The sequence below is a fragment of the Brevundimonas sp. UBA4553 genome (genome assembly GCF_002387245.1).
Taxonomy (GTDB): domain Bacteria; phylum Pseudomonadota; class Alphaproteobacteria; order Caulobacterales; family Caulobacteraceae; genus Brevundimonas.
Window position 1 is genome coordinate 72,906 of the sequence record NZ_DGLD01000021.1, and the last position, 21,143, is coordinate 94,048.

General features: G+C 66.5%; 21 protein-coding genes and 4 tRNA genes. 14 read left to right on the plus strand and 11 right to left on the minus strand.

The window, feature by feature from the left end; all coding sequences use genetic code 11:
* Nucleotides 1-269: 269 nt before the first annotated feature.
* The 4 genes from rplM (at nucleotide 270) to msrB (ending at nucleotide 2,944) form a co-directional block, all read left to right on the plus strand.
* The gene (gene rplM, locus B4A39_RS15480) at nucleotides 270-746 is read left to right on the plus strand and encodes a 50S ribosomal protein L13 (RefSeq protein WP_292037478.1); all 477 of its coding nucleotides are present in this window, start codon (nucleotides 270-272) and stop codon (nucleotides 744-746) included.
* 2 nt (nucleotides 747-748) lie between these two features.
* Nucleotides 749-1,237 (plus strand): 30S ribosomal protein S9, encoded by a 489-nt coding sequence (gene rpsI, locus B4A39_RS15485; RefSeq protein ID WP_292037479.1) that lies wholly within the window; start codon nucleotides 749-751, stop codon nucleotides 1,235-1,237.
* Nucleotides 1,238-1,478: 241 nt separating this feature from the next.
* Nucleotides 1,479-2,414: an N-acetyl-gamma-glutamyl-phosphate reductase gene (gene argC / locus B4A39_RS15490; protein ID WP_292037480.1), complete on the plus strand. Its 936-nt coding sequence runs from the start codon at nucleotides 1,479-1,481 to the stop codon at nucleotides 2,412-2,414.
* Between the two features lie 32 nt (nucleotides 2,415-2,446).
* Nucleotides 2,447-2,944 (plus strand): peptide-methionine (R)-S-oxide reductase MsrB, encoded by a 498-nt coding sequence (gene msrB, locus B4A39_RS15495; RefSeq protein WP_292037481.1) that lies wholly within the window; start codon nucleotides 2,447-2,449, stop codon nucleotides 2,942-2,944.
* A gap of 6 nt (nucleotides 2,945-2,950) precedes the next feature.
* Here msrB and B4A39_RS15500 read toward each other — a convergent pair whose 3' ends face one another.
* From B4A39_RS15500 to phaC, 3 genes are read right to left on the minus strand one after another with little or no spacing between them, the layout of a single operon-like run.
* The gene (locus B4A39_RS15500; protein WP_292037482.1) at nucleotides 2,951-3,757 is read right to left on the minus strand and encodes a rhamnogalacturonan acetylesterase; all 807 of its coding nucleotides are present in this window, start codon (nucleotides 3,755-3,757) and stop codon (nucleotides 2,951-2,953) included.
* Nucleotides 3,754-4,131 carry a hypothetical protein gene (locus B4A39_RS15505; protein ID WP_292037484.1) on the minus strand — a complete coding sequence of 126 codons (378 nt, stop codon included), beginning with the start codon at nucleotides 4,129-4,131 and terminating at the stop codon, nucleotides 3,754-3,756. The genes B4A39_RS15500 and B4A39_RS15505 overlap by 4 nt, the downstream gene beginning before the upstream one ends.
* On the minus strand, nucleotides 4,128-6,095 hold the full coding sequence (gene phaC, locus B4A39_RS15510) for a class I poly(R)-hydroxyalkanoic acid synthase (RefSeq protein WP_292037485.1): 1,968 nt from the start codon (nucleotides 6,093-6,095) through the stop codon (nucleotides 4,128-4,130). The genes B4A39_RS15505 and phaC overlap by 4 nt, the downstream gene beginning before the upstream one ends.
* Before the next feature lie 65 nt (nucleotides 6,096-6,160).
* On the opposite strand from phaC, the gene B4A39_RS15515 reads away from it, so the two are divergent.
* From B4A39_RS15515 to B4A39_RS15545, 7 genes are all read left to right on the plus strand, one after another.
* Nucleotides 6,161-6,625 (plus strand): hypothetical protein, encoded by a 465-nt coding sequence (locus B4A39_RS15515; protein WP_292037486.1) that lies wholly within the window; start codon nucleotides 6,161-6,163, stop codon nucleotides 6,623-6,625.
* A 60-nt stretch (nucleotides 6,626-6,685) separates the two neighbouring features.
* Nucleotides 6,686-8,488: a single-stranded-DNA-specific exonuclease RecJ gene (gene recJ / locus B4A39_RS15520; protein WP_292037487.1), complete on the plus strand. Its 1,803-nt coding sequence runs from the start codon at nucleotides 6,686-6,688 to the stop codon at nucleotides 8,486-8,488.
* Between the two features lie 107 nt (nucleotides 8,489-8,595).
* Nucleotides 8,596-8,670: transfer RNA gene (locus B4A39_RS15525), tRNA-Glu, on the plus strand.
* A gap of 159 nt (nucleotides 8,671-8,829) precedes the next feature.
* Nucleotides 8,830-8,904: transfer RNA gene (locus B4A39_RS15530), tRNA-Glu, on the plus strand.
* Between the two features lie 120 nt (nucleotides 8,905-9,024).
* Nucleotides 9,025-9,606 carry a cold-shock protein gene (locus B4A39_RS15535; protein ID WP_409449555.1) on the plus strand — a complete coding sequence of 194 codons (582 nt, stop codon included), beginning with the start codon at nucleotides 9,025-9,027 and terminating at the stop codon, nucleotides 9,604-9,606.
* A 23-nt stretch (nucleotides 9,607-9,629) separates the two neighbouring features.
* Nucleotides 9,630-10,106 (plus strand): DUF192 domain-containing protein, encoded by a 477-nt coding sequence (locus B4A39_RS15540; RefSeq protein ID WP_292037488.1) that lies wholly within the window; start codon nucleotides 9,630-9,632, stop codon nucleotides 10,104-10,106.
* Nucleotides 10,107-10,173: 67 nt separating this feature from the next.
* Nucleotides 10,174-10,250: transfer RNA gene (locus tag B4A39_RS15545), tRNA-Pro, on the plus strand.
* 171 nt (nucleotides 10,251-10,421) lie between these two features.
* Here the strand turns inward: B4A39_RS15545 and B4A39_RS15550 are convergent.
* The 3 genes from B4A39_RS15550 to B4A39_RS15560 all read right to left on the minus strand — a co-directional run bounded on the left by B4A39_RS15550 (nucleotide 10,422) and on the right by B4A39_RS15560 (nucleotide 12,768).
* Entirely contained in the window at nucleotides 10,422-10,943 is a 522-nt protein-coding gene (locus tag B4A39_RS15550; protein WP_292037489.1) for an SgcJ/EcaC family oxidoreductase, read from the minus strand.
* 115 nt (nucleotides 10,944-11,058) lie between these two features.
* On the minus strand, nucleotides 11,059-11,397 hold the full coding sequence (locus B4A39_RS15555) for a hypothetical protein (RefSeq protein ID WP_292037491.1): 339 nt from the start codon (nucleotides 11,395-11,397) through the stop codon (nucleotides 11,059-11,061).
* Between the two features lie 651 nt (nucleotides 11,398-12,048).
* Nucleotides 12,049-12,768, minus strand: coding sequence for a polysaccharide biosynthesis/export family protein (locus tag B4A39_RS15560; RefSeq protein ID WP_292037492.1), 720 nt, complete (start codon nucleotides 12,766-12,768; stop codon nucleotides 12,049-12,051).
* Nucleotides 12,769-12,887: 119 nt separating this feature from the next.
* Here B4A39_RS15560 and B4A39_RS15565 point away from each other — a divergent pair, with 119 nt between their 5' ends.
* Both B4A39_RS15565 and B4A39_RS15570 read left to right on the plus strand, forming a co-directional pair.
* Nucleotides 12,888-14,333: a GumC family protein gene (locus tag B4A39_RS15565; RefSeq protein WP_292037494.1), complete on the plus strand. Its 1,446-nt coding sequence runs from the start codon at nucleotides 12,888-12,890 to the stop codon at nucleotides 14,331-14,333.
* Between the two features lie 52 nt (nucleotides 14,334-14,385).
* A complete protein-coding gene (locus tag B4A39_RS15570; protein WP_292037495.1) occupies nucleotides 14,386-15,087 on the plus strand; it encodes a hfsB in 702 nt (233 codons plus the stop codon).
* On the opposite strand, the gene B4A39_RS15575 is transcribed toward B4A39_RS15570, so the two are convergent.
* From B4A39_RS15575 to B4A39_RS15595, 5 genes are read right to left on the minus strand one after another with little or no spacing between them, the layout of a single operon-like run.
* Nucleotides 15,084-16,031: a glycosyltransferase family 2 protein gene (locus B4A39_RS15575; protein WP_292037496.1), complete on the minus strand. Its 948-nt coding sequence runs from the start codon at nucleotides 16,029-16,031 to the stop codon at nucleotides 15,084-15,086. The genes B4A39_RS15570 and B4A39_RS15575 overlap by 4 nt on opposite strands.
* Entirely contained in the window at nucleotides 16,028-16,771 is a 744-nt protein-coding gene (locus B4A39_RS15580) for a polysaccharide deacetylase family protein (protein WP_292037497.1), read from the minus strand. The genes B4A39_RS15575 and B4A39_RS15580 overlap by 4 nt, the downstream gene beginning before the upstream one ends.
* Complete coding sequence (locus B4A39_RS15585; RefSeq protein WP_292037498.1) at nucleotides 16,768-17,706, minus strand: glycosyltransferase family 2 protein; 939 nt, start codon at nucleotides 17,704-17,706, stop codon at nucleotides 16,768-16,770. The genes B4A39_RS15580 and B4A39_RS15585 overlap by 4 nt, the downstream gene beginning before the upstream one ends.
* Nucleotides 17,703-19,154, minus strand: a complete 1,452-nt coding sequence (locus B4A39_RS15590; protein ID WP_292037500.1) for a lipopolysaccharide biosynthesis protein — start codon at nucleotides 19,152-19,154, stop codon at nucleotides 17,703-17,705. The genes B4A39_RS15585 and B4A39_RS15590 overlap by 4 nt, the downstream gene beginning before the upstream one ends.
* A complete protein-coding gene (locus tag B4A39_RS15595) occupies nucleotides 19,154-20,713 on the minus strand; it encodes an exopolysaccharide biosynthesis polyprenyl glycosylphosphotransferase (RefSeq protein WP_292037501.1) in 1,560 nt (519 codons plus the stop codon). The genes B4A39_RS15590 and B4A39_RS15595 overlap by 1 nt, the downstream gene beginning before the upstream one ends.
* 135 nt (nucleotides 20,714-20,848) lie before the next feature.
* Here B4A39_RS15595 and B4A39_RS15600 point away from each other — a divergent pair.
* Nucleotides 20,849-20,940 (plus strand) — tRNA-Ser (locus B4A39_RS15600).
* Nucleotides 20,941-21,143 lie beyond the last annotated feature (203 nt).

A 21,143-nucleotide genomic window follows, 5' to 3' on the forward strand; every position in this document is an offset into this window, starting at 1 on the left:
GTGTTCCTTTAATCCATCCGGGAAAGCGAGCCCTCATCCGTCTCGCTTTGCGAGCCACCTTCTCCCGCAAGAGGAGTAAGGGAGGGATTGCGGATGCGAGAGTTGGGTATTTTAATACCGTTTACGATAAATCGTTTTAAATCAAAGATATGTCCTGAAAGTGTGTCGCTATCGGGTGTTGACCTCCTGTGGATGACCCTCTATCAGCACGCCTTCCGCTCATCCCTGTCTTGGGGTGGGCCGCACCGTTCGTCTTTAGGACCCTCAATATGCTGAAGAGCACTACGGCTTCGATGAAGCCGGCAGAGGTCGAAAAGAAGTGGATCCACATCGACGCCGAAGGCGTCGTGGTGGGCCGCCTCGCGACCTTCATCGCCAACCGTCTGCGCGGCAAGCACCTGCCGACCTACACCCCGCACGTTGACATGGGCGACTACGTCGTCGTCACCAACGTCGACAAGGTGGTGTTCACCGGCAAGAAGAACACCGACAAGGTCTACTACCGCCACACCGGTCACCCGGGCGGCATCAAGCAGACGACCCCGGAGAAGGTCCTGAACGGCCGCTTCCCCGAGCGCGTGCTCGAGAAGGCCGTTGAGCGCATGCTGCCGAAGGAAAGCCCGCTGGCCCGCAAGCAGATGACGCACCTGCGTCTGTTCGCCGGCGCCGCGCACGACCACGAAGCCCAACAGCCGCAGACCATCGACTTCAAGTCGGCCTCGGCCAAGAACACCCGGAGCGTCTGAGCATGACCGACGTGACTGCTGAAGCCACCGGCTTCGACGCCCTGAAGGGCCTGACCGCCTCGGCCGAGAACGACGCGCCCGTCTACGAGCAAAAGCTGGACGCCCAGGGCCGCGCCTACTCGACTGGCAAGCGCAAGAACGCGATCGCTCGCGTCTGGATCAAGCCGGGCACCGGCAAGATCACCATCAATGGCCGCGACCAGGAAGTTTACTTCGCTCGTCCCGTCCTGCGCATGATGATCGCTCAGCCGCTGACCGTTTCGGACCGCGCCACGCAATACGACGTGATCTGCACCGTCGAAGGTTCGGGCCTGTCGGGCCAGGCCGGCGCTATCCGCCACGGCCTGTCGCACGCTCTGACGCACTTCGAGCCGGAACTGCGCAAGGTCCTGAAGCCGCACGGCTTCCTGACCCGCGACAGCCGCGTCGTCGAGCGTAAGAAGTACGGCCGCGCCAAGGCACGCCGCAGCTTCCAGTTCTCGAAGCGCTAATCGCTTTCTGGCGATTTGGATTTGGGGCGCTTCGGGGAAACCCGGAGCGCCCTTTTTCTTGGCTTTTTCCTTCTCCCCTTGCGGGAGAAGGTGGCGACCGCAGGTCGACGGATGAGGGGTTTCGCCCTCGTTTGAAGTCGTCGTCTGAAAGTCGCCAGATTGTCGGGTCAGCAAGACCCCTCATCCGACCCGCTGCGCGGGCCACCTTCTCCCGCAAGGGGAGAAGGATCAGGAGCGTAAGATGACCCACACCATCTTCATCGACGGCGAGGCCGGGACCACGGGGCTGGAGATCCGCGAGCGTCTGGAGGCGCGCACGGATCTGGAGCTGATCCTGTTGGGCGAGCGTCGGCGCGATGTCGCGGCGCGGCGCGAGGCGCTGAACAGCGCTGATGCGGTCATCCTGTGTCTGCCTGACGATGCAGCGAAAGAAGCCGTGTCGATGATCGAGAACCCCAGCGTGCGGGTCATCGACGCCTCGACGGCGTTCCGGGTCGATCCGGCCTGGACCTATGGTTTCGCCGAGATGGATGCGGGCCAGCGCGCGGCCATCGCCGCCTCGACGCGGGTGTCGAACCCCGGCTGCTATCCGACCGGGTTCATCGGCCTGATGCGGCCGCTGGTGCGGGCGGGTCTGGTGCCGGCCGGGCATCCGGTCACGGTCAATGCGGTGTCGGGCTATTCCGGCGGCGGCAAGGCCATGATCGCCGAGTTCGAGGCCGAGGGCGCGTCGACCGCCTATCGTGCCTATGGCCTGACGCTGAAGCACAAGCACGTGCCGGAAATGACCCAGCATACGGGCCTGTCGCGCAACGTCCTGTTCGCGCCCGCCGTGGGCAATTATCGCCAGGGGATGCTGGTCGAGGTTCCGCTGCACCTGTCCGTTCTACCGGAGACGCCCTCGGTCGAGCGGCTGCACGGCGCGCTGCTGGAGGCCTATGACGGCCAGCGCTTCGTCGAGGTCGCCGATCTGGACGAGACCGAGGCCATGACGGGCATCGAGCCCGAGGCCCTGAACGGCACCAACCGGATGCGTCTGCACGTCTTTGGTGATCGGGGCGGGGAGCAGGCGCGTCTGGTCGCTATGCTCGACAATCTGGGCAAGGGCGCCTCGGGTGCGGCGGTGCAGAACCTCAACATCATGCTGGGTCTGGACGAAGCGACCGGCCTGATCTGAACCAAAGACGGCCGGCCGCCGTATAGGGGGGCATGGACGCCGTATTTGATCGAAGGTCCGTGCTGCTGGGCGGCGTCGCCGTCGCCCTGTCGGGCTGTGCGCCGGAGGCGGCGGACGCCTCGGAGGGCCAGTGGGGCGGCTCGCCCTTTCGCCGGATCAGTGATGCGGACTGGAAGCGGCGGCTGGGTGACGCCTCATGGCGTGTGCTGCGTCATGAGGGGACGGAGCGCCCGTTCAGCAGCCCCCTGAACGACGAGCATCGGCGGGGAGTCTTTGTCTGCAAGGGCTGCGCCCTGCCGCTGTTTCAGTCGGGGTGGAAGTACGACAGCGGCACCGGCTGGCCCAGTTTCACGCGGGTCATGCAGGACAATATCGGGACCAAGACCGACCGCCTGATCGGCATCGCCCGCACTGAATACCACTGCGCCCGCTGTCTGGGGCATCAAGGGCATCTGTTCATGGATGGACCGGCGCCCACGGGGCGACGTTATTGCAACAACGGGGTGGCGCTGAGCTTTCGGCCCGCCTGACATGGTTCAGGGGACGAGGCGAGGGGCCAGGTCCGGCGCGACTGCGATCAAGTCGCGCGCCACCAGGCTGGCGATGACAGCGGCGCCTTCGGGGCCGAGGTGGGTGTAGTCGAAATCATCGACATGGCGACCGTGTGCGGTCGCGGGCGGCGTCGCGGCGGGCGGAGTCGGCGGGGTGTTTCCTGCGCGCAGGGCCGCTTCGAAATCCGGCGGAGGCGCGCCCGGCGACAGGCGCGCGGCCTCAGACGCGCCAAGGCGCTGGACCAGCTCGGCGCTGGCGGCGTTCAAATCGATCAGGGGCGTGTTCGTCTCGACCGCGACCGCGCGGATGGCTTCGGCCCAGGGGAGCAGCGTGTTCTGAAGCTGGCCGTCCTTGAAATGGCGACGGGTCAGGGGCGTCAGCAAAACAGGGCGGGCGCCGCGGGCGCGGGCCTCTGCCACATAGGCGCGCAGGTTGGCGGAGAACTGGGTCGCCAGATCGGTGGAGCTGCGCTTGCCGGGCTGGTCGTTGTGACCGAACTGGATCATCACCCAGACGGTCTGATAACCCGGCGTCGCCATCTCGTTCAGCGCCAGATCCCAGGAGCCTTCGGTTCGATAGGTCGAGGTGCTGCGTCCCTGTCGGCCCAGGTTGACGCAGGCCAGGGCCGACAGGACGTGACGGTCGCAGAAGGCGCCGCCCCAGCCGCTGCCGACCGCCGTCGTGGAATCGCCCACGAGGATGATCTTGTCAGCCTGGATGGGAGCGTCCTGGGCGGCCGCCGGGCTGGCCGCCATAGCCAGCGTCAAGGCTCCGAAAAGGACCGACTTCATTGACCCTTTCGGGCCTTCAGCGCGGATTCCACCGTCCCGCCGAACAGGATAGCGGCGATGATGACGAGCAGACCGTAGTCGTGGCCCGGAAAGAAGACCGGGATGGCGGCGCAGAAGATAAGGATCAGCGGAAAAAGGCTGGCCCAGACCGCGGTGGCGGCGGCCTCGGGGTGGATCATCGGCGGGCGCTGCGATCCCGACCGCCTGGCCAGGACGCCGTTGAAGACGACGAACAGGACTGAGCAGACCACGGCCAGAAGAACATACTTCAGCATCTGGCCCGGTTCGCCAAACAGGCTGGCGGTCGCGACCAGAAGAGCGAGAGGGACGGCGGTGGCGAGCGCCAGCAGCAGGTTGGGTTCGATACGCTTCAAGACTTCACTTTCACATAGGCGCCGGGCGCAGGCTCGATGGGCTTCAGCGGGCCGGTCTTCGGGTCGCGGGCGGGAATCTGTTCGCCTGATTTCTCGTGCAGCCAGGTAGCCCAGTGGATCCACCAGCTGCCCGGGTGTTGTTGTGCTTCCGCTTGCCATTCCGAGAGCGTCTCGGGAAGGGCGGGGTTGGTCCAGTGCTGGTATTTGTTGGCGGCGGGCGGGTTGATGACGCCGGCGATGTGGCCTGATCCGGCCAGGGTGTAGGTCACAGGGCCGCCGAACAGGCGCGCCGAACGATAGACCGAGTTCATCGGCGCGATGTGGTCCTCGCGGCTGGCCAGGAAGTAGAGGGGCGTCTGGACCGTCGACAGGTCGATCCGCTGGCCGCCAATCTCGAACTGGCCCTGGGCCAGCGCGTTCCGACCGTACATCTGACGCAGGTAGTCGAGGTGCAGGCGTTTCGGCATCCGGGTCTGGTCGGCGTTCCAGAACAGAAGATCGAAGGCTGGCGGCGCCTTGCCCATCAGATAGTTGGACACGAAGAAGGACCAGATCAGGTCGTTGGCGCGCAGGGCGTTGAAGGTCTCGGCCATGGCGCTGCCGGGAAGGACCCCGCCGGCGGCGTCCATCTGTTGCTCGATCTCGGCTAGCCAGTGCTCGTCGGTGAACAGCAGCAGGTCGCCGGCCTCGGCGAAGTCGTGCTGGGCGGCGAAGAAGGTGGCGGAGGCGACGCGAGCATCCTTGTTGGCCGCCATATGGGCGAGGGCCGCGCCCAACAGGGTGCCGCCGATGCAGTAGCCGACGGCGTTCAACTGCTTCTGGCCGGTCTGCTCCAGGGTTTTCTCGACGGCGCGATAGACGCCCTTATGCAGGTATTCGTCAAAGCCGAACCCGGCCTTGTCCTTATCCGGATTGACCCAGGAGCAGACGAAGACGGTGAAGCCCTGGGCCGACAACCAGCGTATCAGCGAGTTCGCCGGCTGAAGATCCATGATGTAGAACTTGTTGATCCACGGCGGGAAGATCAGCAGGGGGACGGCGTGCTGGGCGTCGGTCGCGGCGTCGAACTGGATCAGTTCGAACAGTTCGTCGCGCCAGACCACCTGACCGGGGGCGGTGGCGACGTTCTCGCCGACCGTGAACTGACCATAGTCAGCCTGGCTGATCTTCAGCTTGCCGGCGCCGCGCTCCAGGTCGGCGGCGAAGTTCTGCATGCCCTTGACCAAAGACTCGCCGCCGGTGTCGGCCAGGGCCTTGAGCGCCGCAGGGTTGGAAGCGAGGAAGTTGGACGGCGAGAAGGCGTCGGTCAGCAGCTTGGTGAAGAACTCGGCGCGGCGTTTCACGCGCGGATCGACGTCGTCGACGCTGGCGACCAAGCCGTTCATCCAGTCGGACGTGACCAGATAGGACTGGCGCATGACGTCGAAGACCGGATTTTCGCTCCAGGCCGGGTCGCGGAAGCGCTTGTCGGTTGACGGGGCGGGCGCCGCCTCCTCGCCCATGGCGCGACGGGCGGTGGAGGACCACAGATCCATATAGCGGCCGAACAGGTCGGCCTGGGCCTGAAACAGCTTCTCGGGGCGTGCCGCCAGGCTGGTCATGATCGAGGTCATGGCCGGGGCTACGTTGAATGGATCCGGCGACAGGGCGGCAGGGCGGTCGGCCTGGCTGAGGGCGGCCTCGGCGATGGCCGACTGGGCCGTCATGGCCGCCTTGGCCAGATTCAGCGACAGGGTTTCCAGCAAGTGGCGCTGATCGGCCCCAAACGCGAAGGGATCGACGGCGGCCTCGGGTTGAGGCGGCGTCTGCGGCTGGGGCTCCGCCTTGGGTGGCGATTCGGAGGCGGCGTCAGGCGGCGGGGCCTTCTTCGCGCGAGGCTTGGCCGAGGTGGGACGGCCGGACTTCCGCGGCGCGGCGGCGGCCGGCAGCGGGGCGGGGGGAGCCTTGGTCGGGCGCTTGGCCATGGGCGAACCTCCGGAACCGGTCTCGCGTGCGGCCGCGAGCCTTCCTCCGGGATCGATGATGGCATATGACCGGGGGTGAGATGAACGTGTTCCTGTCGAAAAAGACGATCCTGCCGGCGATGACCGGCCTGCTGCTGGCCACGGGCGGCTGTGTCGGCTCGTTCGACCCCCAGACGGACGCGACCTCGCCGCTGGCGCCACGTATCCAGGAACTGGTGGACGCCAACCGCGACTATCCGCGCTGGGCCGATTTTCCGGCGGAACCGACCGACCTGCCGCAGCCGGCGCAGGTGGCGGCGAACGTTAGTGCGCTGGGCGTCCAGAGCGGCGCCCTGGCGAGCCAGGTGGCGGGCATCGACTGGGTCTTGGACAGTGATCCGACCGCCTTCGTCGAATCGATCAACCGTCGCTTTGATCCCGCCCGCATGGCGCCCATCGGGGCCCAGACGCCGGAGCAGGTCGAGGCCTTCGCCGAGACCCTGCGCCGTCGCGCCGCCGCGCCGCCGCCGATCGACCGGCCGCGCTCCTGATCCGTCCTGTCGCCGGACCGACAGAATCCCGGAATGATGCGGGACTGACAAGGATTTCTCATGGCTGACGGTGGACACAGTCCCGCCTTCCTCGGCGTTTCGCGTTCCCTGTCCGGGCGCGCGTGGCGACAGCGCCCGGCCGAGGCGGCAACCATCCGGGCCCATATGCAGGCGCTGGACCTTGATGAACTGATGGCGCGGGCGCTGGCGGCGCGCGGCGTAGCGGCGGATCAGGGGCGAAACTTCCTGACGCCGACTCTACGGGCGCTGTTTCCCGATCCCTCCAGCTTCATGGACATGGACAAGGCGGCGACGGCGATCATCGATGCGCTGCAGGCGGGCGCCAGCATTCACATCTTCGCTGACTACGACGTGGACGGGGCGTCCAGCGCGGCGCTGCTGGTGCGCTGGTTCCGCACCTTCGGCGCGGACCTGCCCATCTATGTCCCCGATCGGCTGACCGAGGGCTATGGACCCAGCGCGCGGGCGTTCGACACCTTGAAGAGCCGCGGCGCCGATCTGGTCGTCACCGTGGACTGCGGGGCGGCGGCCAACGAGGCCGTGGCCCATGCCGCCGCCATTGGCCTGAAGGTCGTGGTCATCGACCACCACATGATGCGCGAGGAGCCGCCGGCCTGTCTGGCCGTGGTCAATCCGAACCGGCCGGGCTGCGGCTCGGGGCAGGGCAATCTGGCGGCGGCAGGGGTGGTCTTCGTCCTGCTGGCGGCGCTGAACCGCGAGGCGCGGGCGAGGGGCCTGTTCGAGGGGCGCGCCGAACCCGACATCCGACAGTGGCTGGATCTGGCGGCCATGGGCGCCATCTGCGACGTGACGGGCCTGACCGGCTTTAATCGAGCCCTGACCAGCCTGGGTCTCAAGGTCATGTCGGACTGGAACAACCCGGGGCTGCGCGCTCTGCTGGCCGCCGCCGGGGCCGAGCCGGGGCCAGCCAAGTCCAACCACGCGGGCTTCATCCTCGGGCCGCGCATCAATGCAGGCGGGCGGATCGGCAAGTCGGATCTGGGGGCGCGCCTCCTGTCCACCGACGACGCCGACGAGGCGAAGATGCTGGCTCAGGAGCTGGACGCCCTGAACATCGCCCGTCGCGAGGTCGAGGCCCAGGTGACCGAACAGGCCGTGCGCCGGGTTGAGGCGACCGGCGCGCACAATGACGAGTCTGCCCTGATCGTCGTATCGGGCGAGGACTGGCATCCCGGGGTGGTCGGCATCGTCGCGGGGCGTCTGCGCGAGCGGTGGAGAAAGCCGGTCATCGTCATCGGCGTGGACGCCATAAACGGGGTGGGCAAGGGCTCGGGCCGGTCGCAGCCGGGCATGAACCTGGGGCGGGCGGTGCAGGCGGCGTGGAACGAGGGCGTGCTGATCGCCGGGGGCGGGCACGCCATGGCGGCGGGCCTGACGGTGGCGGCGGACCGGATTGACGAACTACGGGCCTTCCTCAACGAGCGACTGTCCGGCGAGCGGGCCGAAGCCGTGGCCCAGGACTGGGTGGAGATCGACGCCCTGATCGACCCGCGGGCGGCGACGCGTGACCTGTTCGAGGCGTTTGAACAACTGGCTCCCTATGGGCCGGCTAATCCGGAGCCCCTGTTCGCGCTGCAGGGCGTGCAGGCGCGCGAGCCGGTGGCCATGAACGGCGGCCATGTGCGGTGCCGTCTGGTCGGTGCGGACGGGGCTTCGGTGCGGGCCATCGCCTGGCGCTGCGCCGACCTGCCTGGCGGCAAGGCGCTGCTGGCGGGGCAGGGGGGGCTGAACCTGGTCGGGCGGTTGAAGGCAGACGACTGGAACGGCCGTCGCGGCGTGCAATTCGAGATCGAGGACGTGGCCGACCCGCGCATGGCCTGAGGTTCAGGCCTGGACGAGCGCAGGTCTTTGAAAAAGTCACACAAACTGCGCAGCAAGCGCTTGCAAGCGGCGGAATCGGCGGCTATTACCCCGGTCCTCCGCGCAGCGGTCCCTTCGTCTATCGGTTAGGACGTCAGGTTTTCAACCTGAAAAGAGGGGTTCGATTCCCCTAGGGACTGCCACGCGGAGTTTTCCTCCCCCCGACATCGGTATCGAGTTCGCCTGCTTCGCGCAGGGTTTGTCGCGCGGATGCGTGGCGTGCGATGTCTTTGTTCGTAAAGTCGAAAAACAGGCTTGCGTCGTCCGAAAGGGAGGGCTATCAGGCCGCTCCTCCGCGCAGCGGTCCCTTCGTCTATCGGTTAGGACGTCAGGTTTTCAACCTGAAAAGAGGGGTTCGATTCCCCTAGGGACTGCCACGCGGAGCTATCCCCCACATCGATAGCCGCCGCCCTGTTTCAGAAGGCTTCATTTTTGCGGCCGTGGGGGCTTAAAATCGTCATTTTTGTTTTCCCGTGGTTCACAGAACCGTGTTAATCATGGCCCCTGCACGCTTTGCAGGCGGGGGTTATGAGTTGTCGGACTACGACGAGATGGAAGCGCCGGACATTGTCCTGATCGCCGGCACGGTGAAATGGTTCGACCCGGGCAAGGGTTATGGCTTCATCGTGCCTGATGAGCCCGACCTGACCGAGTTGAAGGATGTGCTGCTGCACGTGAGCAGCCTGCGCGACGGCGGCCACGAGGCCGCGGCTGAAGGTGCAGCCATCACCTGTGAATGCGCCCGCCGTCCCAAGGGGTGGCAAGTCGTGCGCGTCATCGATCTGGGTGAAGGCGCGCCCATGCCGATCCGCCGCGAGGCGCCGCGCTCGCCTTCGCCGCGCGCCACGCTCGACCTGGGCGACAGCGGCCCGCTGGAGACGGCGGTCGTCAAATGGTTCAATCGCACCAAGGGCTATGGATTCGTGGTGCGCGACGGCGCGGCCGGCGATATCTTCGTCCATGTCGAAACGCTGCGTCGTTGCGGGCTGGATGATCTGGTCCCCGGCGACGTGGTGCAGGTGCGGTTCGCCGATGGTCCCAAGGGCCTGGTGGTCGCCGAGATCAGGCCGGGTGACTAGATTCGCCCTCAAGGGGCGAAGTCATGGATTTCTCGCGTCGTGTATTGCTGGCAGGCGCTCTGGCCGTCGTGGGTCTGGCGTCGGCCTGTGCGCCCAAGGGGCCGGTGGACGCCGCCGGACGCGCCCTCGAGCCGTTGAGCATTGTGACAGCCTCGGGCGAGCACAACTTCATGGTCGAGATCGCCGACGACGAAGCGGAGCGCGAGCGCGGCCTGATGTATCGACCGCCGCTGGATGACGACCGGGGGATGCTGTTCCAGTTCCCGACGGCGACCGAGCAGAGCTTCTGGATGAAGAACACGCCCAGTTCTCTGGACATCATCTACATCGACCCGCAAGGCCGGATCGTCTCGATCGCCAGCCACGCCACGCCCTATTCGGAAACACCGCTGCCGTCGAACGGCGCCGCGAACGGGGTGCTGGAACTGCGCGCCGGCCGCGCGGCGGAGATCGGCGCCAAGCCTGGCGATGAAGTTCGCCACAGCTTCTTTCGTCCCTAGGCGCCTTTAAGCCATTCAATACGTTGCGGCGCGCCGCGCCCCGTGCCATGAGGGCGCTCCATCGGTTCGGGGTGTAGCGCAGCCTGGTAGCGCATCTGGTTTGGGACCAGAGGGTCGGAGGTTCGAATCCTCTCGCCCCGACCATGGGTTAGCCCGTTTGGGCTGGACGAGTTTTACACTCGTCCAAAAGCGGAAAAGTCGCCGTTCGGTCGGTTCCGTTGATCGGCACTGGTCATTGCTCCCTAAAAGCAGACCTGTTGAACGTCCGCTAAAGGGGGAAAGCAGACGTTGCTCTTGGGGTGCGGGGGTTCGAGCCTAGCGTTGAGCCGGCGGAGGTCCTTTAGCCGGGTCGAACTGCTGGGCAACTTGGTCAATCTGCACGTTGGCCCCATGCGCGATCCTAAGTCCGTCTGCGGTTCGCTGAAGCACGAGGCTCATCCGGTCTTTTGACGGTGGCACGGCATTGCCGTCCGGTGTGGTGAACGCCCCCATATTCCATCGCGCCACGACAGCCAGCGCGTCCGCTCCAATGGGCACGACACTCTCGACTTGTTCCAGTGTCAGGGGCACGTCCTTGAACATCATCTCCAGGTAGATCCTGTGGGCCAACTCTGCCTGCGCCTTGCCCTGCCAATGCATGCCGACGATATTAACCCAGTGAACGTCATCCGTTGCCAAGCGGAACATTCGAGCGGCGTCGCCCGCGTTCCAGGCGGCCTGATACTCGACGAGCAAGGCCGACACCGCTGTGGCATCACTTGGCGAAGCGGCAAGCCCGGGGGGCGAAGCGACCAAGGAGCCCAATGTGGCGAACGCGACGAAGTTTCGGCGATCCATGACCCTGCCCTGAAGATTGCTCTAAGAACAACGATACCTCAGAGCCGTGTCTGTTCAAAGCCCGCTACGGGTCGTGAAGCGAAGTTCGCTTAGGGGTGGAACTTGGACATCGCGCCTATGGTCGCCGTCCCCACGGACCGCTGGTGCCGGAAGCATCCGTCGATGGTTTCACGGGCGCATCCCATTCAATAGGTCCATAGGCCTTTCCATCGATCCAAGCCTTCACTTGGGCCAGCGTCTGGTGCGGAGTGATCTCGCCAAGCTGGTAATATAGAACGCCGTCCGGACCTACCGGCATCGGTGTCTCGCCGGGTTCTAGCCAGTCCTCTGCCTTGCCAAGCGCGTAAGAGGCGTCATGGTCTTTCGCGATGATGGTTACACGCTTGGCGACAAGTCCGTCGTAGAGAAACGTGCCGCCGGTGACATACTCGCCGTGGTAGTCGTTCAGAGCCATGGACGGAGTGTGCCGCAAGCCGCTGATGTCCGCTACGGGTCGATTTCGGTCCTGGGCTTCGACGCCGAAAGCGGGCATCGGCCCCCATGTCGGAAAGCAGTCGCCCTCGACGTCAGGAATGGGTGGGGAGCGGAATCCCCGCTCGTCAACTACCTGATCAACTCGCCTTTTCCTAAAGCGCCTGATCTGAGGTCAACCGGATACTCAACCCCATTCGAGCAGTAGACCATCAACTCGCCAGCATCATCGTAATAGACATTGGCGAATGGCTCAAATGCCTCCCGTATTGCACCAGATTGGATCTGCCAGACAACGTTGCCTGCCGGAGTGAGGCGATAAACGTTGCGATTGTCTTCTTCGGTACCACGCCGATTACGAAGCACTTCAACGAGGACGACCGTGTCACCATCGGACAAAGTCAGTCGGAGCTTCTCTCGTAAGGAAGTCTTGGAGCGCAACGGCCAGATAGCTGAGGGCATCATTCCACCGGAAAACTCTGCAAACGCTATATTCTAAAGCGGAAGCTCCGACTGTCCGCAACGGGTCGAAAGCGGGATTTGGAATTGCTCCCCCAAGGCGTACAAATCGCGCCGATCCGACCCCAACAGTTTTACACCCTTGGCTGAAATCCTTGCCGCCCCGGAAGCGGGTTCAGGTCGAGGCGTAGCCGCCGTTCAGCGAGTAGCTGAAGCCGATGGGGAGGGCCGCTCTCACCTGGGTGAAGAAGGCGGCGAGTTCGCCCAGGGTGGTGCGCGGGATGAAGATGATGTCGCCACGGCGCAAGGCGACCAGTTGGCCTTGGCGCGGGCGCAGATCGACCACGCGCATCATTCGGACATTGCCCGGCCCCCTGCGGATCAGGGCGGCCTGTTCGGCCTTGGCGGAGGGCAGGACGCCGCCGGCCATGACGACGGCCTGGTATGCGTCGATGTCGCCTGGCATGTCGAAGACGCCCGGATTGCGAACCTCGCCATCGACCCAGACCTTGAGCGGACCCGCCAGGCGCAGCGTGACCTCGACTTCGGGGCGGCGCAGCTGGCTGGCGTAGCCGGCGGAGATATCCGCCTCCAGCTGAGAGAGGGTGCGATCGGCCGCCATGACGTGGCCCAGGAGGGGCAGGGATACCCGGCCGTCCGGCCCCACCCTCAACTGGCGTGTCAGCTCGGTGGCGGTCGGCAGCGCCACCTCGATCTCGTCGCCGGGATAGAGCAGGTATTCGGGTTCTACGTCGGTCCAGTCGGCGAAGGGGACGTCGGGGAACTGATCGGCCGGAGCAGTCTGGGTGGCGTAGGCGTCGCCCGTGCGCGAGCCGGCGCAGCCGCTCAGGCCGGCGGCGAGGGCCATCAGGACGAGGCGGCGATCAAGGATCATGCAGGCGAAGACCAGGCTGGAATTCAGAATGCTGCAAGGCTGAACGGTTATGGGTAACGCGTGGTTAACGCGCCGCCGTCAAAGCTGCCTTCGACGATTTCAATGGATTCGCCCTGTTCATGCGTTCGACAGCCTATGCAGCAGCCCGGCCACGATACGGCGTCGTTGACGTCGTGGCGCTGCTGTTCCGTGAGCTGTGGATCATGGCTCTGGTGTTCGCGGTCCTGTTCACCATCGGCGCCGCGGCGGCCTTGATGATGAAGAAGACCTACACCGCCGGGGCCAGTCTGTTTGTCGGCGTGGGCCAGGAATACGTCTATCAGCCGCGCGTGGGCGCGACCGACCGGGCGACGCCGCCGGCTGCGGGGGAGGTGGCGCAGTCGGAGGCCGCCATCCTGAACAGCCTGGAGGTCAAGCAACGCGTCGTCCGCGCCCTGGGCGTGGAGACTTTCCAGGAAGGGCATCCCGCCACGGGGACGTCTCAGGAACAGGAAGCCTCGGCCGTTCGCGCCGTCAACGCCGGTCTGGACGTGACGGCCGCGCCGTTGAGCCCTGTCGTGGGCCTGTCCTACAAGAGCGACGATCCGGCCCTGTCGGCGCGGGTGCTGAACACGGTCATCGACCAGTATCTGACCTATCGCCGCGAAGTGTTTCAGGACCGGGCGACCCCGGCGATTCAGACTCAGCGTCAGACGTTCGAAGGCGAACTGGCGGACGCCGACCGGGCCTACGAATCCTTCCTGCGCAGCAACGACATCGGCGACTTCGCGACCGCCAAGGCGACCCTGGCAGGCACCTATCAGTCGGTCTTCGCTGAGCGGATGAACGTGCAGGCGCAGCTGAACCAGGCGGCGCAGCGGCTGACGACCCTGGTGGCGCAACAGAACCGGACCCCGGCGGAAATCGCCCTGCAGCAGGATTTGAACATCTCGGCGCAGGACCAGATCCTGCAGTTGCGCACGCAGCGCGAGACCCTGCTGGCCCGCTATCAGCCGGATGCGGCTCCGGTGCGCGAGATCGAGAGCCAGATCGCCCAGTTGCAAGCCTATGTCGGCACCGGCACGGCGGTCGGCGCCAAGGAGGTCCGCACCGGGCCGAACCCCATCTGGGTCGAACTGGAGACGACCCGCATCAACGCCGCAGCCGAGCGGGACGCCCTGGCGGCGCGCCTGGCCGTGCTGGACCGGCAGGTCGTGGATCTGCGGGCGCGTCAGGCGCGTCTGACCGAGCTGGAGTCGCGCAACGCCACGCTGTCCGGTAATCGTGAGGTCCTGTCGGCCTCGATCCGTGAGTTCCAGTTGCGTGAGACCCAGAGCCGCGCCGACAACGAACTGGTCAAGGCCGGCGCGGACAATGTGACCGTCATCGAGCGGGCCCAGCCCCCGTCCAAGGGCAAGAGCATGAAGGCGCTGCTGCTGATCGCGGCCTTCCTGTTCGCGGGATTCACGGCGCTGTGCGTCGGTCTGCTGAGGGTCTTCCTGCGCAAGGGCTTCTCGATGCCGTCGACCGCCAGCCGGACGTTGCAGCTTCCCGTGCTGGCCGTGGCCCCGATGAAGCGCGTCTGATCCACGGCCCATGCTAGGCTGAAGGGATGAGGGCGAGCGCGTAACCGATTCGATGGTCGATCTGACGACGGAAATGGCGGGACTGTGGGCGGCGTTGGGGCCCTCGTCGGCTCATCGCGGCCGCGTGATCCAATTCGTCTCGGCCACCTCGGGAGAAGGCGTTTCGACCGTGGCGCGGGAATACGCGCGGCTGGCGGCGGTCAGGGCCAGGCGTCCGGTCTGGCTGATCGATGGCGACCTGGCTCAGCAGGGACAGATGGATGCGATCGCCGCCGAGCCCGAGCGCTTTGGCCGACTGGCCGCCCCGGTCCAGGCGTCGCCGGACGGCTCGGCCTTCTACGCTGTCACGCCGCCAATGCGGGGGCGGGACGGCCGTCCGGTGGCGCCGGCGCGTTTGATGACGGCCCGCGCCTGTCTGGGCGGACGGCTGTTCGTGACACGCTTCCACATGGAGCTGACCCGGGCTGGCCAGAGGGTGGAGCCGCTGGCCGAGGCGCGCTACTGGTCCGCACTGCGCGGCCACGCCGACACCGTCATCATCGACACCCCTGCGGCCGACCGCAGCGATACGGCCATCACGCTGGCCCCGTTCGTGGACTCAACCATCATTGTCGTGGCCGCCGAGACCACCGCGGCCGGGGCGCCGGTCGTGTTGCGCGACGAGATCGATGCTGTCGGCGGGCATATCGCCGGGGTGGTGATGAACCGATCCACCTGGGCGCCGCCGCCGATTCTGAGCCGTCTCGCCGGCTAGGACGACGTCTGGCGTTCGAGACGCGCCAGCTCGCGCTCACCATAAAAATGGGGCTCCAGGCCCTTCATCCAGAACAGTTTTCCCAGTCCGCGCGCGGAGCGATCCAGCATGTCCGCGCGTCGCGGGTCGCCCATCAGCGACAGGCCCAGTGCGGCGACGCTCCAAACGACGGTCTGTCCTGCGCCGATGATCATCCAGCGGGCGACCGTGGGCCAGTCGTGCGCGGCGGCGGCGGTCTGGCTGGGGCCCTGGCCATAGGCGAAGGCCCGTGTGAGGGCGTAGCGCAGCGTCGCGCGATGGGCGGGCGCGAACTCGTCCACCCAGGCGTCAGCGGCCCACCCGAAGCGACCGCCGCGCGCCTTGAGGCCGGAGAAGAGGATATCGTCCTCGCCCCCCGATTGATCGGCGGCGGTGCTGAAGGGAGCGACGCCCGGCAGGGCAGTGGCGCGGACCAGCAGGGAATTGCCGCAGCCGTGGGGAATATCGATCAGTCGGGTCTCGCAGGGGCCAGTGCGGCCGAAGAAACGTTCCAGATAGGGGCGGGTCCACCCGGTTTGCTCTGGCACACGGCCGCGAATGGGGCCGAAGACGGCGTCGGCTCCGGTTCGGGACTGTGCGTCAAGAAGCGCGGCCAGCCAGCGCGAAGTCGCGGCTTCGTCGTCGTCCAGGAAAGCGATGAAAGGCGCGGTCGTCGCCGCCAGACCTTCGTTCCTTGCCGTAGCCACGCCGGGACGTGGAGCGTGGCGCCAGATGATGGCGATGGACGCGTCGGCGGCGAGGCGTGCGGTCAGTTCACGTGAACTGGCCTGAGGATCGTTGTCGACGACGACGATTTCCTTCAGGCGGTCAGAGACGCCGATCTGGGCGAGCACCGACCGGACGGCGCGCTCCAGACTTTCGGGGCGGCGCAGGGTCGGAATGATGACAGCGACGTCGGGCCTCATGCGCCCAGCACCTCGCCGACTGTGTGGATGTCGCAGCCGAGGGCGCGGGCGTGGATGATCAGCCGATCCAGGGCGGCCGGAGTGCAGCCCCAGGGCGACGGTGCCTCGCGCACGTCGTGGGTGTAGAGGATAAGCCAGGCTTGCTCGGCGACGGCGCGGTCGATCCAGGCGCGAGCGACGGCCTCGCCGTCTGCGCCCTCAATGCCGACGCCGGGCAACTGATTCCGGTCATCGCCGTCGTGGACCAGAGCCTTGTGGACGCCGCGAAGGGAGGCGTAGCGTGCGGCGAGTTGCTTCTTGGATCGAGGCGAAACCTCGCCATAGGGATAGGCGAAATGAAGCGACGGAGAGCCCAGCGCGCGCAGCGCGTCGTCGTTGGCGTCGAGGTCCGCCTTCAGGTCGTTTGACGATGTGCGATGGCAGTCCACGTGGTTGTGGGTGTGGCCCGCGACCTCGTGGCCCTTGCGGACCAAGGTGCCGATTTCGTCGGCGGCGGCGAAGCGTCCCATGTGCCCTTCCTGCCCGAACAGTCCGGCGCAGACGTAGAAGGTGCCGCGCGCATCATGCCGTTCCAGGGCCTCTGCTCCGGCATGGGCGGCGCTGGCGGGGATGTCGTCGAAGGTGAAGCTGACGACCGGGCGGCGAAGATCGATCGACGCCGGACGACGGTGCGTGAGGCGGGCGACGCGGCGACGCAGTTTGCCCGCCAGGCTGACGTCGGGCGTGTAGGGCTGGATCATATCGCCTCCGCATAGAGAGCGACGCGGTAGAGGCGCAGGCTGAAGGCGCGTAGGCGGACCGGCAGGAGGGACGATCGCGCCGCCTGCTTGAACAGGGGACGGATCGTTCGCAGGCCCGGCACGGTCTGAAGGCGGCGCGCGACGCGATAGCTGGGATAGGCGGACACGAAATCGGGGTGCCGCGCGACCACGCGCGCGAAGTTGGGCGCCGACTGTTCATACTTGGCGGCGAGGCTTTCGACCGTATCCAGGCCCATGTGGGTGGCAGGGTTGTCGATGTGCTCGACCTTGAACCGGCGTGAGACGCGCATGGCCCATTCGACGTCCTCCCAGCCCCATCCCGTGAAGCCGGGATCGAAGGCCTCGGCCTCGAAAACGTCGCGACGGACCAGAAGATTGGAAGTGAAGACGTGCTTTTCCGGCTGTAGGGCGCGTTGCTCGCGAGGGAGGCAGTCGGATCGCGCCGCCATGCTGCGGTGGACCGCAAAGCGGGCGTCTTCTGGGGCCTGAAGCAGGGAGAAGCCGCCGAACGCCACAGCGGTCTGACCCGCGCGCGCCAGGTCGGACCAGGTCTGCAGAAAGCGGTAGTGGTCAGGACGCATGTCGCTGTCCAGGAACAGCAGGCTGGACCCGCGCGCTGCGGCCGCCAGTCGATTGCGCCCGGTGGAGCGGCCTTCGTTCGACGACAGGGAGATAAGGCGGATGGGCAGGTCGCACGCCTCGATCCGGGCGACCAGGCGCGTAATGAGCGCCGTGTCTCGTGCGCCGTCGTCGAGCAGGACGATTTCGACAGAGCCGTTCAGAGCGCCGGCCTCCCGGTCGAGGCTGGCGATCAGGGACTCGGGATCGTCGCGGTAGAAGGGAATCAGCACCGACAGTTCGGGGGCGGCGTTGGCCCAGGCAGCGTTGTCGTGGATGGCGGGAGACTGGCTCATGCGGCGGCTCTCCTGGCCTGGAGCACGCCCCGAAGGCGCCGGGCGAGGTCGCGCACGCCGCCCGCGTTCAGGCCGAAAGCGCAGACACCGTAGACAGTCGCGCCGACCGAGGCGTCCAGCATCAACTCGGGGAAGCCGCCGATGGGAGGCAGGAACCAGACCGCGATCGCCATGACCCCGGCGCAAAGGCTGCACTTGAACAGCGTCTTCCACGGCAGGGGCAGCGGCAGGATGCGGCGGCCCATGGCCCAGGAGGCGACCAGGCCGATGGCGAAGCTGGCCGCCGTGGCCCAGGCTGCGCCCAGAACGCCGAAGCGCGGAATGAGCAGGATGTTGAGCGCGATGTTGGACAGCGCCGGCACGCTCATGGCCGCCAGCAGCCAGCCTGTGCGGCGTCCGAGGGTGAAGGCCTGATGGAAGTAGTAGACCGTCAGGCCCGAGAGCAGGGCCGACAGGGCGACCCAGGGCGTCACCAGGGTCGCGGCGTCACGTAGATCCTCGCCGATCATGAACTCCGCCAGGGGGCGGGCCACCAGGGCGACGCCCACGGCGGCGGGCAGGCCGATCAGGATCAGGGTCGAAGCCTGTTCACGCGCGGCCGTCGCCAGTTGCGCGCGCCCGCCGCGCTCCAGCGCCATGACGAGGGCCGGCGTGCCCGCCGTGCCGAGCCAGATGAACAGGACGTCAAGCGTCCGGTTGGCGATGCTGTAGCCCGCGTGATAGGCGCCGACCGCCGCCTCGTTCATGAAGAGGGCCAGCAGAAAGCGATCGGTCGAGGCCAGCACCAGGGCCAGACCCAGCGATGCGGCGATCGGATAGCCGTAGACGGCGTAGCTCTTCAGTCGCTCGCGGTCGACGCGCCCCTTGCGGGCCTCGCTCAGTTCGGCCGGCAGGATGAAGGGCAGCGCGAATAGGGGGGCGATGAGCAGCCCCGCCAGCGGGGAGGCGGCGCCGCCGCCGGACAGGGCGAAGGCCGCACCGACGCCGAAGCCGGCCAGGGTGTTCCAGATGTCGAGGCTGGCGGCCTTTCGGACCTCGCCCGCCGCGCGATAGCGTTCCTGCGCCAGCTTGGTCAGGCAGCGGACCGGGATGCCGAGCAGGGCCACGGCGATAGGCAGGCGAAACCCCTCGGGCATGGGCCATAACCAGATCGCCAGGCCGGCCAGGGGCAGGAACAGGCCGATCATGAAGAAGGCGGTGCGATACAGACTGGCGAAATGGCTGGCCATGTCGGCCCCGTCGCGCTGGGCCGCCCAGAAGCGGGCCATGGCGGCCTCCAGCCAGCTGAAGGTGGCGACATGGGCCATGGTCATGACCGAGAAGGCCAAGGCGTAGCGGCCGAAATCCTCGGGGCTGAGCAGGCGCGTATAGACGATGATCGCCAGGAAACCGACGACGCCCTGAACAATATTGGCGGGCAGATAGCCCAGCACCCCGCGCCAGAACATCAGCGCACCGACATCCGGTCGCCGAGCAGAACGGGAACGGTTACCGCAATGATCCACAGATCCAGCCAGAAGGACTGGCGTTCGATATAATCGATGTCGAGCTGAACCCGGCGACGGACCTCGGCTGCTGTGTGCATGGGGCCGCGCGATCCCTTTACGGCCGCCCAACCCGTCATGCCGGGCTTGATGCGGTGCCGGTGGGCGTAGTCGGCCACCAGGCGGGCGGATTCGACCGCGCCGGTCTTCATGCCGATGGCGTGGGGGCGGGGGCCGACCAGGGACATCTCGCCCCGGAGGACGTTCAGCAGTTGCGGCAGTTCATCCAGGCTGGTCGCCCGCAGGAAACGGCCGATCCGGGTGATGCGGTCGTCGTCGGCCGTCACCTGGCGACTGGCGGTGGCGTCAGCGGCGGCGTGATGCATGGAGCGGAACTTCCATACCACGATCTCTTCCTGATTGAAGCCGTGGCGGCGCTGGCGGAACAGGGCCGGGCCCGGACTGTCGAGCCGAACCAGCGCCGCGATGATCAGCAGCAGCGGCGACAGGAGCAGCAGGCCGGTTGCCGCCAGGGCCAGGTCCTGCAGCCGTTTGTTGAAAGCGCGCCGATCCGGATCGACCGGACCATCGAGCGGGGCCATCGGCGCTTGCGACAGCTTTTCCAGCGCCGCGTTGCGTTGTTCAGCCGTCTTGGGATCGACCAGCAGCGTCAGGCGAATGGGCAGGGCGTTCAGGCGGGCTGTCAGGTCGCGCACCCGCGCCTCCGCCTTGGGATCGATGGCGAGGACGATGCAGTCCACATAAGGAGTCAGGCGATGGTTCATGAGGGCGTCCGCCTCGCCGAGAACCGGCACGCCTTCCACCGCGTCAGGCGAACGCGCCAGCCGGTCGTCGAAGACGCCCAGGACGTTGAGGTCGCGGCGTTGCAGAGCTTCCTGGATCAGCCGCTCGGCGTGACGGGTGGCGCCGACCAACACGATGTTGGGCGTCAGCGCGCCCTTGCGCCGCCAATGCGCCACCAGAAGGCTCCAGCCGAGGTGAAGCGCCAGCAGGAGGATCAGAACGCCCACGAGCCAACGACCATAGGCGTCCCACGGCGTGGCGCCTTGCCCGTGAAGGATGAAACCCAGAGCCAGGGTCACGATGGCGCCGATGGCGACCACGCAGACGATGGCGGCGATATGTGACCGCAAGCCGTGGCCCCTGTCGAAGCCGTAGAGGCCGAGCGAGCGGAGCAGGCTCAGGATCGCCCAGGCGCCTACGGCCAGCGGCGCGGCGTCCATTAAACGCGCGGTCAGCGGGGCGCCGTTCGACAGCAGGGCCACGCCTGCGATCACCGCCATGCAGAGAGCCAGAACATCCAGGGAGCGGAAATAGAAGACCCTGCGCCGGGCGGCGTTGCGCTGGCGCGTGTTCAGCCAGATGTCCGGCCGGAAGGGGCCGCGCCTTGCTCGACCCGCCGAGGCCGCCGAATCGCGCGCGTTTTTGGCGGAATCGCGGACGCGTCTAACCCCGAGATCGGCGCCGTCCGCAGCAGGAAGAAGATTTTCGGCGGACGTCATGACGCGAACAGTATGATCCAGCAGCTTTCCAACCGCTATTTCTTTGCATGCTGTGCGTCTATCCCCCGTTAACGCGATAGATTTCAGCTCCCCCGTTGCGCCGGATCAAATGACTCGCTATCCACGCCGCCTGCCGGAGACGTGGCCGAGTGGCTGAAGGCAACGGTTTGCTAAATCGTCGTACCCTGTAAGGGGTACCGAGGGTTCGAATCCCTCCGTCTCCGCCAGAACTTCCCGCCATCGTGAAAGCCAGTCGCCTTCCCCGCAAAGCCGGGCGAGGGCTGTGGGCGTTCTGTCGCGTCTGCTGGCGAAGATTTCCGAATTTATCGCCGGGATGAAGGATGCGCCGAGCTGCAGGCCGATTTGCGATAACCGCCCCGCTTGTTGGGCGTTGTGGCGATATCCGTGTGGCGTTTCGTAAATCTGAGGA

Coding starts and splice junctions, on each gene's coding strand:
- rplM (WP_292037478.1), top strand. CDS start 270: ATGCTGAAGAGCACTACGGCTTCGATGAAGCCGGCAGAGGTCGAAAAG.
- rpsI (WP_292037479.1), top strand. CDS start 749: ATGACCGACGTGACTGCTGAAGCCACCGGCTTCGACGCCCTGAAGGGC.
- argC (WP_292037480.1), top strand. CDS start 1,479: ATGACCCACACCATCTTCATCGACGGCGAGGCCGGGACCACGGGGCTG.
- msrB (WP_292037481.1), top strand. CDS start 2,447: ATGGACGCCGTATTTGATCGAAGGTCCGTGCTGCTGGGCGGCGTCGCC.
- B4A39_RS15500 (WP_292037482.1), bottom strand. CDS start 3,757: ATGAAGTCGGTCCTTTTCGGAGCCTTGACGCTGGCTATGGCGGCCAGC.
- phaC (WP_292037485.1), bottom strand. CDS start 6,095: ATGGCCAAGCGCCCGACCAAGGCTCCCCCCGCCCCGCTGCCGGCCGCC.
- B4A39_RS15515 (WP_292037486.1), top strand. CDS start 6,161: ATGACCGGGGGTGAGATGAACGTGTTCCTGTCGAAAAAGACGATCCTG.
- recJ (WP_292037487.1), top strand. CDS start 6,686: ATGGCTGACGGTGGACACAGTCCCGCCTTCCTCGGCGTTTCGCGTTCC.
- B4A39_RS15535 (WP_409449555.1), top strand. CDS start 9,025: ATGGCCCCTGCACGCTTTGCAGGCGGGGGTTATGAGTTGTCGGACTAC.
- B4A39_RS15540 (WP_292037488.1), top strand. CDS start 9,630: ATGGATTTCTCGCGTCGTGTATTGCTGGCAGGCGCTCTGGCCGTCGTG.
- B4A39_RS15550 (WP_292037489.1), bottom strand. CDS start 10,943: ATGGATCGCCGAAACTTCGTCGCGTTCGCCACATTGGGCTCCTTGGTC.
- B4A39_RS15555 (WP_292037491.1), bottom strand. CDS start 11,397: ATGGCTCTGAACGACTACCACGGCGAGTATGTCACCGGCGGCACGTTT.
- B4A39_RS15560 (WP_292037492.1), bottom strand. CDS start 12,768: ATGATCCTTGATCGCCGCCTCGTCCTGATGGCCCTCGCCGCCGGCCTG.
- B4A39_RS15565 (WP_292037494.1), top strand. CDS start 12,888: ATGCGTTCGACAGCCTATGCAGCAGCCCGGCCACGATACGGCGTCGTT.
- B4A39_RS15570 (WP_292037495.1), top strand. CDS start 14,386: ATGGTCGATCTGACGACGGAAATGGCGGGACTGTGGGCGGCGTTGGGG.
- B4A39_RS15575 (WP_292037496.1), bottom strand. CDS start 16,031: ATGAGGCCCGACGTCGCTGTCATCATTCCGACCCTGCGCCGCCCCGAA.
- B4A39_RS15580 (WP_292037497.1), bottom strand. CDS start 16,771: ATGATCCAGCCCTACACGCCCGACGTCAGCCTGGCGGGCAAACTGCGT.
- B4A39_RS15585 (WP_292037498.1), bottom strand. CDS start 17,706: ATGAGCCAGTCTCCCGCCATCCACGACAACGCTGCCTGGGCCAACGCC.
- B4A39_RS15590 (WP_292037500.1), bottom strand. CDS start 19,154: ATGTTCTGGCGCGGGGTGCTGGGCTATCTGCCCGCCAATATTGTTCAG.
- B4A39_RS15595 (WP_292037501.1), bottom strand. CDS start 20,713: ATGACGTCCGCCGAAAATCTTCTTCCTGCTGCGGACGGCGCCGATCTC.